This is a genomic window from Streptomyces sp. NPDC057307 (assembly GCF_042667665.1).
Taxonomy (GTDB): domain Bacteria; phylum Actinomycetota; class Actinomycetes; order Streptomycetales; family Streptomycetaceae; genus Streptomyces.
The window spans coordinates 55,993-68,913 of record NZ_JBHUZM010000012.1 but is presented as its reverse complement, the minus strand read 5'-3'; the positions used below and the strand labels follow the sequence as shown (position 1 = coordinate 68,913).

The window sequence follows — 12,921 nt, the reverse complement described above, 5'->3', positions numbered from 1 at the left end:
CCGCTGCCACCGCCGGGTCAGACCACTTTCCGGCCATCGGCGCGCTCCGGCGCCGCCGCCCCGGCCACCCGCGTTCCCCGCGTCGGAGGACTCCGGCGATACTGGATCCATGAAGCTCAGCCGCCCCGTGTCCTGGTTCCTGCTCGCGTTCGGGGTGTGGAGCTGGTTCATCTGGATCACTTTCGTCAAGAACCTGTGGCAGGACGGCAGCGGACTCGCCTTCGACGACGCCGGTGACCCCACGGGCTACTTCTGGGTTCATCTGCTGCTCGCCATCGCGTCCTTTCTTCTGGGGACGGGAGTCGGGGCGGTGGGGTTCCGTGGAGTCCGCGCCTTGCGAGGTGAGTTGCCCGACGACTCGCGTCAGGACTCCGGCGGCGAAACGCGGAACGAACCCGGTGACGAGCACGTAGTACAGAGACAGTGACAGGGATAAAGGGGATCGGCTCGTGATCGTCGTGGTTGTTCTGATGGCGCTCGCCGCCATCGCGCTGGTGGCGGGCGCGCATTACTACATATGGCGGCGCCTGGTCCGCGACACGACCGAGGCGGGGGGTACGGCCCGCAAGGCGGGCACCGTCGTGATCATCGTGCTGCCGGTCCTGACCTTCGCGGGCGTGTCGGTCGGCCGGGCGGACACCCCGTTCGCGCTGAAGCAGATCCTCGGCTGGCCGGCGTACATGTGGCTGGCGACGCTGCTGTATCTGCTGCTGGCGCTGCTGGTGGGCGAAGCCGTACGGCCGCTGCTGCGCCGGGTGCTCGACCGCCGGGCGGCGACGGCGGGCGGTACGGCGACGGAGTCCGCGCCTGTCGAGGAGCCGGCGACCGTCGGAGCCCCGGCGGCGACGACACCGGGTGCCTCCGCCGACGTCCCGCCGACGGCCCCGGCGACTCCGTCGGCCCCGGGCCCGGACCCGGGCCCCGATCACTCCCGGCGCCTCTTCGTCTCCCGCGTCGTCGGTGGCGCCGCTGCCGCCGCCGCGCTCGCCACCGTCGGGTACGGCACGGCGAACGTGCTCCGCGGCCCCAGCGTCAAGCGCGTCACGGTGCCCCTCGCGAAGCTGCCGCGTGCCGCGCACGGCTACCGGATCGCCGTCGTCAGCGACATCCACCTCGGCCCGCTGCTGGGCAGGGCCCACGCGCAGCGCATCGTGGACACCATCAACTCCACGAACCCCGACCTCATCGCCGTCGTCGGCGACCTGGTCGACGGGACAGTCGCCGACCTGGGGCCGGCGGCCGAGCCGCTGGCCGGGCTGAAGTCGCGGCACGGCTCGTACTTCGTCACCGGAAACCACGAGTACTTCGGCGACGCGGGCGAATGGGTCGACCACGTACGGGAGTTGGGCCTGCACCCGCTGGAGAACGCGCGCGTGGAGATCGACGGGTTCGATCTGGTCGGCGTCAACGACATCGCGGGCGAGGAGGAGGGCGAAGGCCCCGACTTCGCCAAGGCGCTCGGCGACCGCGACACGGCGAGGGCGTCCGTACTCATGGCGCACCAGCCGGTCGTGATCCACGACGCGGTGAAGCACGGCATCGACCTCCAGCTGTCGGGCCACACGCACGGCGGCCAGATGTGGCCGGTGAGCTACATCGCGCAGGCCGCCAACCCGACCCTGGCCGGTCTTGAGCAGTACGGCGACACGGCGCTCTACGTGACACGCGGGGCCGGGGCGTGGGGCCCGCCGGTACGGGTCGGGGCGCCCTCGGACATCACGGTCGTACAACTGGCGTCCCGCCAGGCCTGATCGGTCGCACGCCACCGCGCCGCCGTCGGTCGCCCACGTACGTCCAGTACGAGGGCGGCCCCCCCCGGCGTGCGATCGGCACGCACCGACAAGCCACCAGCGGGGCGCTGGCGGCGCTACTTCTCAAAGACGGCCCGCCACGCGGGTGCCTGCCGGGCACGGCCCGCCCCGTGTCCTCAAGCGTCAGTCGGCTGGACAAGCCGGCCGACCGGCTGATGTCCCCCGGGCGCAGCCCGAGCACACGCCTGCCAGCGGCGGCCGGACAGGTGACTCAGTTCGGCAGCGTCACCGTTACCGTCAGGCCCGTGCCCGGGGACGTTCGTATCGTCACCGCGCCGCCGTGGGAGCGCACCACCGCGTGCACGATCGACATGCCGAGGCCGCTGCCCGCGCCGCCGCCACCCGCGCGGAAGAAGCGGTCGAATATGCGGTCCGCGTCCTCGTCGTTCATCCCCGGCCCCTCGTCGGAGACGCACAGCCGCACCTCGCCCCCGTCCGAGCGCTTCAGTTCCACCCGGACCGGTGCGTCGGCCGGTGTGTGGGTGCGGATGTTCGTGAGCAGGTTGCCGATGACCTGGCGCAGTCCGGACTCGTCCGCCTGCACGAGCAGGGAGCCCGCCGCCGCCACGTCGAGCGGCCGGTCCGGCTGCTGTGCCCGCAGGTCGTCCGCCGCGTCGCGGACCAGTCGGCTCAGGTCGACCGGGCGCAGCCGCAGCACCGGCCGTTGGTCCAGCCTGGCCAGGGTGAGCAGTTCGTCGACGAGCCGGGCCATGCGGTCCGCCTCGCCCGTCATGCGGGCCAGCGCCCGGCTGCGTTCGGCCGGCTCGCCCAGCATCCCCTTCTCGTACAACTGCAGGTAGCCGCGGATCGCGGACAGCGGCGTACGCAGCTCGTGCGACGCGTCGGCGACGAACCGCCGCAGTTGCGTCGTGCTGCGCTCGCGCGTCACGTACGCCGACTCGACCTGCTGGAGCATGGCGTTGAGGGCGAGCCGCAGCTGTTCGATCTCCGTGACCGGGTCGGGCCGCCCGGGGACCCGGCGGGCCAGATCGCCCTCGGCGATGGCCGTCGCCGTCTCGACCATGTCCCCGAGCGGCCGCAGCGTACGGTTCGCGCTCATCACGGTGATCAGCGCGAGCAGGACGAGCAGCAGCCCGCCGAAGGCGGCGTCGAACTTCAGCGCGCGCAGCACACTCTCCTGCACCGCCTTGGTGGAGGTGGAGATCAGCACGGTGCTGCCGTCGCTGAGGCGGGCCCCCACCACCCGGTACGGGTCGCCGTTCACCGTCACCTCGCGGACGCCCTTCTCCCTGCTCAGCGCCGTCGGGTCGGAGATGGCCGCCGCGAGGTCACGCTGCCGCTCGGTCGGGACGACACCGGCGAAGTCCAGCGCCCTGCCGCGCTCGTCGACGGCGACGAAGACCGACTCGGGGGCCGGCAGCGTGCCCGCGCCCGGCTGCCGGGGCGAGATCTTCTCCACGATCGCGGCGAGTGAACTCAGCGACTCGATCTGGTGGATGGAGAGTTCCGTACGCTGCAACCCGTCGCGGGACATGGTCAGTTCGCTGTCGATCGCGTCCATCAGATAGTGCCGCAGTCCGAAGAGGCTGACGGCGGTCGCGATGGTGATGCCCAGCGCGAGCAGCACCACGTTGATGAGCGTCAGTTTCGAACGCAGCGAGTGGGTACGGGGTCTGGGCCGCCGGAAGGTCCGGCGAAAGCCGAGGCGCGGGCTCATGGAACGGAGGCGCGGGCTCACGCGGGGCCCGGACTCGCGAGACCGTAGCCCACCCCGCGTCTCGTCATGATCAACGGCGGCCCGTGCACGTCGAGTTTGCGCCGTAGATAGCTGATGTACGTCTCCACCACCGTGGACTCGGCCGCGTGCTCGTACCGCCACACATGCCGCAGCAACTGCTCCTTGGTCACCACCGCACCGGCGTTGCGCACCAGGAACCGCAGCAGCGCGTACTCGGTCGGGGTCAGCTCCACCGTGCGCCCCGCCCTGCGCACCGTGTACGTCGCCTCGTCCAGCTCCAGATCGCCGTACCGCAGCGGCGGCCGGACCGCGATCCGGTCCTCCGGCAGCGTCCTGCGCAGCACCGCCCGGACCCGGGCGACCACCTCGTCCACGTTGAACGGCTTGGTGATGTAGTCGTCGCCGAGCGACAGCCCGCCGACGATCTCCGCGGGCGCGTCCCGCGCGGTGAGGAAGACCACCGCCATCCGCGGGTGGGAGAGCCGCAGTTGGTGGGCGATGTCGCGGCCATCGCCGTCCGGCAGCATCACGTCGAGCAGCGCGACGTCGGGGCGTGTGCGCCGTATCGCCTCCGCCGCCTCCCGTACCGAGCCCGCCACCACCACCTCGAACCGGTGGTAGCGCAGGGCGATGGTCAGGACGTCGGCGATGCTCGGCTCGTCCTCGACCAGCAGCACGGTCGCCGCTCCATCCGTCAGGGTCATGGCTCCAGTATCCGCGCGCGACCCGCTCCGACCGGTGGGCGCCGCCTTGGAGTTCCTTGAGAGTCCCGCCCGCGACCCCGCCCGCACCGGTGCCCCGCCCCGATTCTGGGGTCCTGACCGAACCGGCCGAACCGGCGGCAGCGACCGAACCGGCCGAACCGGCCGAACCGGCGGCAGCGGCCGCACTGACCGAAGTGGCCGAACCGGCCGATCACGAACGGAAGGAACAACTGTGGAGGCATGGGCACGGTGGTGCTACCGGCACAAGCTGGTGGTCCTGGTGCTGTGGGTGGGGGCCCTGGCAGGTCTAGGAGTGGCCGGCGGTACGGCGGGCGGCAACTACGCGAACATGTTCGGCATCCCGGGCACCGACTCGTCCCGGGCGTACGACCGGATGGCCGAGGTCTTCCCGGAGAGCGCGGGCGACACGGTCAACGTGGTGTGGCGCGTCGACTCGGGGGCCGTCGGCGACAGCGCCGTACGGGACCGGCTCGAACCGGCCCTCGACCGGATCGGATCCCTGCCGGGCGTCGGGGACGTCGCCGGCCCGTACGGTCCCGGGCCCGGCGGCGCGGCGCGGATCAGCGAGGACGGGCGGACCGCGTACGCGCAGGTGACTTTCGCCCAGCAGGCGGACGCCGTCCCGAAGGAGCTGGTCCAGGACGTCGTGGACACGGCGCGGGACGCGGAGCGCGCCGGGCTCCAGGTCGAACTCGGCGGGCAGGCGATCACCCGGATCTCCGAACCGCCCACCGGCCTGGCCGAGTTGGTCGGCATCCTCGCCGCGGGTGTCGTTCTCTTCCTCGCCTTCGGCTCGCTCTTCTCGATGCTGCTGCCGATCACCGTGGCGGTCTTCGGCGTCGGCACCGGGCTCATGTCGACGCTGCTGCTCAGCCATGTCGTCGATGTACCCGAAGTGGCCTCGCTGCTCGGCTCGTTGATCGGTCTCGGCGTCGGCATCGACTACGCGCTGTTCATCGTCACCCGGCACCGCAGAGCCCTCCTCGGCGGCAGATCGCCCGAGGACTCGGCCGCCCTCGCGCTCAACACGGCGGGCCGGGCCGTGCTCTTCGCCGGCGGCACCGTCTGCATCGCGCTCGCCGGCATGCTGGTGACGCGCATGAGCTTCCTCGAAGGCGTCGTCATCGCGACGTCGCTGACCGTCGTCCTGAGCGTGCTGGCCGCGATCACCCTGCTGCCCGCCCTCCTCGGACTGCTCGGCGAGCGGGTACTGAGCCGCCGGCAACGCCGCAGGCTGGCGGCCGACGGGCCCGAGCCCGCCGAGGCGAAGGGCCCGGCGGCCCGCTGGTCGGCCACCGTCCAGCGGCGCCCGAGGGCGATCGCCGCCGTCGCGGTCGTCGTGATGGCCGCGCTGGCGATCCCGGTCCTGTCGCTACGGCTCGGCGCGACCGACCAGGGCAACCACCCCGAGAGCCAGACGACCCGGCAGGCGTACGACCTGCTCGCCGAGGGCTTCGGCCCCGGCTTCAACGGACCGCTCCAACTCGTCGCGGAGACGGGCGAACTCGGCGACCCGGGCTCCCCGGACGTCAAGGCGGCCGTGGACGCGCTGGTCGAACGCGTCGCCGCCGACGACGGCGTGGCGATGGCCGCCGCGATGCCCGTGCCGTCCGCGTCACCGGTTCCCGTCACGGTCATCCAGGTCGTCCCCACCACCTCACCGCAGGACGCGGGGACCGACCGGCTCATCGACCGGCTGCGCGACGACGTCATCCCCGACTCCGGGATGGAGGTCCATGTCGGCGGAGTGACCGCCGTCTTCAAGGACTTCTCCTCCGTCACCGCCGACCGGATGCCCCTGTTCATCGCCACGATCATCGGCCTCGGCTTTCTGCTGCTGCTCCTGGCCTTCCGTTCGGTCGTGGTGCCGCTGACGGCCGCCGTGATGAACCTGGTCGCGGCGGCGGCGTCCTTCGGCGTGCTGGTCGCGATCTTCCAGTGGGGCTGGGGGGCCGAACTGCTCGGCTTCGGCAAGGAGGGTCCGATCACCGCGTTCCTCCCGGTGATCATGCTGTCGATGCTGTTCGGGCTCTCGATGGATTACCAGGTCTTCCTCGTCAGCCGGATGCACGAGGAGTGGGTCCACACCAAGGACAACGCCCGCGCGGTACGCGTCGGGCTCGCCGAGACCAGCCGCGTCATCAACTCCGCCGCGCTCATCATGATCTGCGTCTTCGGGGCGTTCGTGCTGAGCGGTGACACCGAGGGGGCCGTGGCGGGGGTCGGGCTGGCCGCCGCCGTCGCGCTCGACGCGTTCGTCCTGCGTACGGCGCTGGTCCCGGCGGCGATGCATCTGCTCGGACGGGCCAACTGGTGGCTGCCGGGGTGGCTGGACAGCCGGCTCCCGCATCTGGCGGTGGAGGCGCCCGAGACCGCGCCGCCGACGACCGCCGACGAGCCTTCTCCAGCGGACGGCCCCTCCGGCACCGGGCCCTCGGGCACCGACCTCTCCGGCACCACCGTCATCCACGGCTTCGTCCGTACGGAGGAGGGCGTGCCCGTCCCCGACGCCGTACTGACCCTGGTCTCGCCCGCGGGCAAGCAGCTCGACCGGGTGGCGACGCTCGCCGACGGCGCGTACATCCTCAGCGCCCCGGCCGGCGGCTCGTACCTGCTGGCCGTGACGTCCGGGGCGTACGAGCCGTGGACCCGGCACCTCGCGGTCGGCGGCGATCCGCTCGTCCACGACCTGACCCTCAGCCCCTCGGAGGCCGCGTCCCCATCGCACCCGGCATGAACTCGACCAGCAGTTCGTGGAGTTGACGCACGACAGGGCGCAGCAGCCGGTAGCGGGAGAGCGTGATCACCCGGGCGACGACCGGGGTGGCCCGCTCGACGAGCCGGCGGCTGCGCTCGGTGCCCGGAGTCCGGTCGTACACCCAGTACAGGACGAGCCCCATCTGCAGCAGCCACAGCAAGTGCGGCAGTTGCTCGGCCAGTTCGGGGTCCATCCGGGCCGACGAGCCGGCGAGTACGCGCTCATGGATGGCGACGGCGGCCTCGCGCGCCGGGGCGGACTCCGGCGAGAAGGGGCTGAGCGGGCTGTCGGGGTCGGCCGCGTTCTTGAAGAACTGGGCGGCGAAGCGGTGGTACGGCTCGGCCGTGTCCAACCAGGTGAGCAGGACGTCCCGGAGACGGACCGTCAGATCTCGTTCGTCCGCCAGCACGGTCCTGACGGCCGCCTCGTGCTCGGCGGCGATCCGGTCGTAGAAGCCCTGGACGAGATGTTCCTTGGAGGAGAAGTAGTAGTACGCGTTCCCGACGGAGACCCCCGCCTCCTTGGAGATGGCCCGCATGGTCGTCCGGTCGTAGCCGTTCTCCTCGAAGAGGCGCAGCGCTGTTTCGAGGATCAGTGTGCGGGTCTGCTCGCTCCGGGAGACCTTGATGTCGTTCCTATCCTTCGGGTCCGAACGGGGGGACAGCGCGTCGCACCACCCATCCGAATATGATGCCGTCCGCCGCCTCATCGGGAAGAGTCGGCCCCATGATGCGTGCGGAGGATGTGCTGGCCGTCCTGGACCTGCTCGACCGGGCCGGCATCGAGGTCTGGCTCGACGGCGGCTGGGGCGTCGACGCCCTCCTGTGCGAGCAGACCCGGCCCCACGAGGACCTGGACATCGTCGTACGCGCCGAGAGCCTGGCCGACTACGGGCGGACGATGCGCGACCACGGCTTCCGGCTGTTCCGCGACGACGGACCGTACAACCACGTGCTGGTGGACGACGGCGGCCGGCTGGTCGACGTCCACGCCGTGGACCTGACCGGCGTCACCCGTACGGACGAGCGGGGCGTCGAGGTGTACGGCCCCGGCGGCCTGCCCTATCCGGTGGGCTCGCTGACGGGCAGCGGGCGGGTGCGGGGCCGCCGGGTCGGCTGCGGTACGGCGGCGTTCCAGGTCGCCTCGCACACCGGGTACGCGATCGACGAGGACGACGAACGCGACGTCCTGGCCCTGCACCACCGCTTCGGCGTACCGCTGGCCGGACGGGTGCGCGCGTGGCACGAGGAGGACGGGTGGGGCGTGCTGGACGCCGCCAACCTCCGGGAGGACGTGTGGGCGCACTTCTCGGCCGTCGCGGGCGACGACTACGTCGAGCCCAGGGTCGGCCAGGCCGTCACGTTCTCCGTCGAGGAGGCGGAGCAGGACGGCTACCGCCGGCGCGCGGTGACCGTCTGGCCCGAGGGAGCCGTCGAACCGGACGCCGCGACCTCCGGCGAGACGCCCGCCGAGACGCCCGCCACCACCTCCACCGTCACATGGAGCTGAGCGAACGGGCGTAGCCGATCTGCCCCATGACGATCTGGAAGCTCTCCGGACCGGTCGCGGGGATCATCGTCGAGTGGTGCTTGCCGCCGCTGGTCACCATCACCTGGATGAAGCCGGTGGTCTTCCGCTCCTTCATCAGCAGGAAGAGCAGACCGAGCAGACAGAAGATGAAGAAGACGATCGCCAGGACGATGGCGTGCGCCGGGATCTTCTCCTCCGTACGCGACATGTCCGTCGCGTTCCACACCGCTCCCTGGATCGGCAGCGTGCCGGACGGTGTCACGATCCCGTGGTTCATGACGGTGATGTCCCCGATCGACACCAGCGGCGCCCCGCCGCCCTGCGGCGCGGGGACGGGCAGACCGGCGGCCAGTGTCGGGTCGTAGCCCGGACTGCCCTGGCCGGGATAGCCGTAACCCGGCGCCGGGTTCGGATAGCCGTAGCCCGGCTGGGTGGGGCCCCATCCGTACGCTCCGTCCGAGCCGTCCTGATTCGGGTTCGGATTCGCCTGACTCATGTCTCCCCGCTTCCCCTGCTGCTTGGTCTGGCTGAATCCTGGCACAGAAAGGGCCCGCTCCGTACGGGCCGTTACGGCTTTGTACGGAAACGGGCCCTCACCCGCCAGGAGGGCGCGCGGCCCTCAGAAGCGCCGGGTGATCAGCGCGCGCTTCACTTCCTGGATCGCCTTGGTGACCTCGATACCGCGCGGGCAGGCGTCCGTGCAGTTGAACGTCGTGCGGCAACGCCACACGCCGTCCTTGTCGTTGAGGATCTCCAGGCGCTGCTCGCCCGCCTCGTCACGCGAGTCGAAGATGAACCGGTGCGCGTTGACGATCGCCGCCGGGCCGAAGTACTGCCCGTCGTTCCAGAACACCGGGCACGACGACGTGCACGCGGCGCACAGGATGCACTTCGTGGTGTCGTCGAACCGCTCGCGGTCCTCCGCCGACTGGAGCCGCTCGCGCGTCGGTTCGTTGCCGGTGGTGACCAGGAACGGCATCACGTCGCGGTACGCCTGGAAGAACGGGTCCATGTCCACGACCAGGTCCTTGAGGACCGTGAGCCCCTTGATGGCCTCGACCGTGATCGGCTTCGCGACGCCCGTCTTCTTGTCGAGCGACGTGATGTCCTTGATCAGCGTCTTGCAGGCGAGGCGGTTCTTGCCGTTGATCCGCATCGCGTCCGAGCCGCAGATCCCGTGCGCGCAGGAGCGCCGGAAGGTCAGCGAGCCGTCGACGTCCCACTTGATCTTGTGGAGGGCGTCGAGCACACGCTCCTTGGGGTCGATCTCGATCGAGAAGTCCTCCCAGTGGGACTCGTCGGAGATCTCCGGGTTGAAGCGGCGGATCCGCAGCGTGACCGTGATGTACGGCGAGGCCGCTGACTCGGCCTCGACCTTGTCCAGTAGGGGAGTTGCCATCAGTACTTACGCTCCATCGGCTGGTAGCGGGTCTGGACGACCGGCTTGTAGTCGAGACGGATGGACTCCGTGCCGTCGTCGCCGACCTCGCGGTACGCCATGGTGTGGCGCATGAAGTTCACGTCGTCCCGGTTGGGGAAGTCCTCGCGGTAGTGACCGCCGCGCGACTCCTTGCGGGCGAGCGCGGACACGGCCATCACCTCGGCCAGGTCGAGCAGGTTGCCCAGCTCGACGGCCTCCAGCAGATCCGTGTTGAAGCGCCGGCCCTTGTCCTGGATGGACACCCGCAGATAGCGGTCGCGCAGCTCGGCGATCTTCTCGACGGCCGTCTTGATCGTCTGCTCGGTGCGGAACACCATGACGTTCGCGTCCATGGTCTCCTGCAGCTCGCGGCGGATGTCCGCCACCCGCTCGTGGCCCGTCGCCGAGCGCAGCCGCTCGACCTGCGCCTCGACCAGCTCGGCCGGGTTCTCCGGGAGTTCGACGTGGTCGTGCTTGGCCGCGTACTCGGCGGCGGCGATCCCGGAGCGCTTGCCGAAGACGTTGATGTCGAGCAGCGAGTTGGTGCCCAGACGGTTGGCGCCGTGCACCGACACGCACGCGACCTCGCCGGCCGCGTACAGACCGGGCACGACCGTGGTGTTGTCGCGCAGCACCTCGCCCTGGACGTTGGTCGGGATGCCGCCCATCGCGTAGTGCGCGGTGGGCTGGATCGGGATCGGGTCCGTGTACGGCTCGATGCCCAGGTACGTACGGGCGAACTCGGTGATGTCCGGGAGCTTGGCGTCCAGTTGCTCCGGCGGCAGGTGCGTGAGGTCGAGGTAGACGTGGTCGCCCTCGGGACCGCAGCCGCGGCCCTCGCGGATCTCGGTGTAGATCGACCGCGAGACCACGTCGCGCGACGCGAGGTCCTTCATGACGGGCGCGTACTTCTCCATGAAGCGCTCACCGTCCTTGTTACGGAGGATGCCGCCCTCGCCGCGGGCGCCCTCCGTGAGGAGGATGCCCATGCGCCAGATGCCCGTGGGGTGGAACTGGAAGAACTCCATGTCCTCCAGGGGCAGTCCGCGCCGGTAGCAGGCCGCCTGGCCGTCACCGGTGAGCGTGTGCGCGTTGGACGTCACCTTGAAGAACTTGCCGGTGCCGCCGGACGCGTAGATGACCGACTTGGCCTGGAAGACATGGATCTCGCCGGTGGCCAGCTCGTAGGCGACCACGCCCGCCGACGTCTTGACGCCGTCGATCTCCACGATCAACTGGTCCAGGACGTAGAACTCGTTGAAGAACTCCACGCCCTCCTTGACACAGTTCTGGTAGAGCGTCTGGAGGATCATGTGGCCGGTGCGGTCCGCCGCGTAGCAGGACCGGCGGACCGGGGCCTCGCCGTGGTTGCGGGAGTGGCCGCCGAAGCGTCGCTGGTCGATGGTGCCGTCCGGCGTCCTGTTGAACGGCAGGCCCATCTTCTCCAGGTCGAGGACCGCGTCGATGGCCTCCTTCGCCAGGATCTCGGCGGCGTCCTGGTCGACCAGGTAGTCGCCGCCCTTGATCGTGTCGAAGGTGTGCCACTCCCAGTTGTCCTCCTCCACGTTGGCGAGCGCGGCGGCCATGCCGCCCTGCGCGGCGCCCGTGTGGGACCTGGTGGGATACAGCTTCGTCAGCACGGCGGTACGGCTGCGCTTGGTCGACTCGATGGCCGCGCGCATACCGGCGCCACCGGCGCCGACGATGACGGTGTCGTACTTATGGATCTTCATTGCTCTCGTCAGCCCCGGCTTTAGCGGATGTTCGGGTCGAAGGTGAAGATCACCAGCGTGCCCAGAAGGATGGTGAACACCGTGGCGGTGTACAGCAGGCCCTTGAGCCACAGGCGCGTGTTGGCACGCTCCGCGTAGTCGTTGATGATCGTGCGCATGCCGTTGGCGCCGTGCAGCATCGCCAGCCACAGCATCAGCAGATCCCAGGCCTGCCAGAACGGGGACGCCCAGCGGCCGGCCACGAAGGCGAAGCCGATCTTGGAGACGCCGCCGTCGAGGACCAGTTGGATGATCAGGTGGCCGATGACCAGGACGACGAGGACGACGCCGGACAGGCGCATGAACAGCCAGGCGGCCATCTCGAAGTTGCCGCGCGTCGACTTGGGGGTCTTGGCGGTGCGCTTGCGCGGCGGCTCGATGAGCGGCGCCGGGTGGTCGACGTCGAAGACGCTCACGCTCTCGACCTGGCTGATCGCGGCGGTGGAACCGGTCGCGGTGGTGTCTGCGGACATCGGTCAGCTCCCCCAGAGTTCACGTGCTGCGTGGCCGAGCACGGGGTAGATGGCGCCCAGCATGAGGACGAGCCAGACACCCACGACGCTCCAGAGCATCTGCTTCTGGTAGCGCGGGCCCTTGGACCAGAAGTCCACGGCGATCACACGCAGTCCGTTGAGCGCGTGGAAGAGGACGGCGGCCACGAGGCCGTACTCCAGCACGCCGACGAGGGGCGTCTTGTAGGTGGCTACGACGTCGTCGTATGCCTCGGGGGAGACGCGGACGAGTGCGGTGTCCAGCACATGGACGAACAGGAAGAAGAAGATGGTGACGCCGGTGACTCGATGAGCCACCCATGACCACATTCCTTCCCGGCCGCGGTACAGCGTTCCTGCCGGCACGGAAAAGCCCTCCGGGAGCGGGGATCGGGGCCGGCCGCCATCTTCTACTCGATGAAGCACAGTGGTGTCGGTCGCGCCCGGCCGGGTACGGTCCACCGGCCCTGGCCATCGTAGCGACGCTTTGTCGGTTCGATTGCCCGGGGGCCCTTCGGTGTGATCAAACAGGCAGTCAAACAGCCACGGACGGGCTATCCGGACGGCCGTAGTCGTTCGATTCCTGCGAAACGCGGGGAGCGGGCGGTTCCGGTTGGCGGCCGGCGGGACGGTCGCCGGGGTGGGCGGCGGGGTGGGTGGCGGGGTGGTCGCCGCCCGTTCGGTCGCCCGTTCGGTCGCCCGTTCGGTCGTGGGG

General features: G+C 70.3%; 12 protein-coding genes. 4 read left to right on the top strand and 8 right to left on the bottom strand.

The window, feature by feature from the left end; all coding sequences use genetic code 11:
- Window positions 1-109 precede the first annotated feature (109 nt).
- On the top strand, window positions 110-427 hold the full coding sequence (locus ACFUN8_RS07670; protein ID WP_383632987.1) for an SCO4848 family membrane protein: 318 nt from the start codon (window positions 110-112) through the stop codon (window positions 425-427).
- Window positions 428-449: 22 nt separating this feature from the next.
- Entirely contained in the window at window positions 450-1,751 is a 1,302-nt protein-coding gene (locus ACFUN8_RS07665) for a metallophosphoesterase (RefSeq protein ID WP_383632984.1), read from the top strand.
- A 271-nt stretch (window positions 1,752-2,022) separates the two neighbouring features.
- On the opposite strand, the gene ACFUN8_RS07660 is transcribed toward ACFUN8_RS07665, so the two are convergent.
- Both ACFUN8_RS07660 and ACFUN8_RS07655 read right to left on the bottom strand, forming a co-directional pair.
- Window positions 2,023-3,489 (bottom strand): ATP-binding protein, encoded by a 1,467-nt coding sequence (locus ACFUN8_RS07660; RefSeq protein ID WP_383632981.1) that lies wholly within the window; start codon window positions 3,487-3,489, stop codon window positions 2,023-2,025.
- Between the two features lie 17 nt (window positions 3,490-3,506).
- Entirely contained in the window at window positions 3,507-4,214 is a 708-nt protein-coding gene (locus tag ACFUN8_RS07655; RefSeq protein WP_383632978.1) for a response regulator transcription factor, read from the bottom strand.
- A gap of 232 nt (window positions 4,215-4,446) precedes the next feature.
- On the opposite strand from ACFUN8_RS07655, the gene ACFUN8_RS07650 reads away from it, so the two are divergent.
- Complete coding sequence (locus tag ACFUN8_RS07650; RefSeq protein WP_383632975.1) at window positions 4,447-6,972, top strand: MMPL family transporter; 2,526 nt, start codon at window positions 4,447-4,449, stop codon at window positions 6,970-6,972.
- On the opposite strand, the gene ACFUN8_RS07645 is transcribed toward ACFUN8_RS07650, so the two are convergent.
- Window positions 6,932-7,702 (bottom strand): TetR family transcriptional regulator, encoded by a 771-nt coding sequence (locus ACFUN8_RS07645; RefSeq protein WP_383632972.1) that lies wholly within the window; start codon window positions 7,700-7,702, stop codon window positions 6,932-6,934. The genes ACFUN8_RS07650 and ACFUN8_RS07645 overlap by 41 nt on opposite strands.
- Window positions 7,703-7,719: 17 nt before the next feature.
- On the opposite strand from ACFUN8_RS07645, the gene ACFUN8_RS07640 reads away from it, so the two are divergent.
- The gene (locus ACFUN8_RS07640; RefSeq protein WP_383632969.1) at window positions 7,720-8,502 is read left to right on the top strand and encodes a nucleotidyltransferase domain-containing protein; all 783 of its coding nucleotides are present in this window, start codon (window positions 7,720-7,722) and stop codon (window positions 8,500-8,502) included.
- Here ACFUN8_RS07640 and ACFUN8_RS07635 read toward each other — a convergent pair.
- The 5 genes from ACFUN8_RS07635 to sdhC all read right to left on the bottom strand — a co-directional run bounded on the left by ACFUN8_RS07635 (window position 8,489) and on the right by sdhC (window position 12,572).
- On the bottom strand, window positions 8,489-9,019 hold the full coding sequence (locus ACFUN8_RS07635) for a hypothetical protein (protein ID WP_383632966.1): 531 nt from the start codon (window positions 9,017-9,019) through the stop codon (window positions 8,489-8,491). The two genes, ACFUN8_RS07640 and ACFUN8_RS07635, sit on opposite strands and share 14 nt — an antisense overlap.
- Window positions 9,020-9,142: 123 nt before the next feature.
- Window positions 9,143-9,922, bottom strand: a complete 780-nt coding sequence (locus ACFUN8_RS07630) for a succinate dehydrogenase iron-sulfur subunit (protein ID WP_382565226.1) — start codon at window positions 9,920-9,922, stop codon at window positions 9,143-9,145.
- Window positions 9,922-11,676, bottom strand: a complete 1,755-nt coding sequence (gene sdhA / locus ACFUN8_RS07625; RefSeq protein ID WP_383632963.1) for a succinate dehydrogenase flavoprotein subunit — start codon at window positions 11,674-11,676, stop codon at window positions 9,922-9,924. The genes ACFUN8_RS07630 and sdhA overlap by 1 nt, the downstream gene beginning before the upstream one ends.
- Window positions 11,677-11,696: 20 nt before the next feature.
- On the bottom strand, window positions 11,697-12,188 hold the full coding sequence (locus ACFUN8_RS07620; protein ID WP_383632961.1) for a succinate dehydrogenase hydrophobic membrane anchor subunit: 492 nt from the start codon (window positions 12,186-12,188) through the stop codon (window positions 11,697-11,699).
- A 3-nt stretch (window positions 12,189-12,191) separates the two neighbouring features.
- Complete coding sequence (gene sdhC / locus ACFUN8_RS07615) at window positions 12,192-12,572, bottom strand: succinate dehydrogenase, cytochrome b556 subunit (RefSeq protein ID WP_382565221.1); 381 nt, start codon at window positions 12,570-12,572, stop codon at window positions 12,192-12,194.
- Window positions 12,573-12,921: the final 349 nt, after the last annotated feature.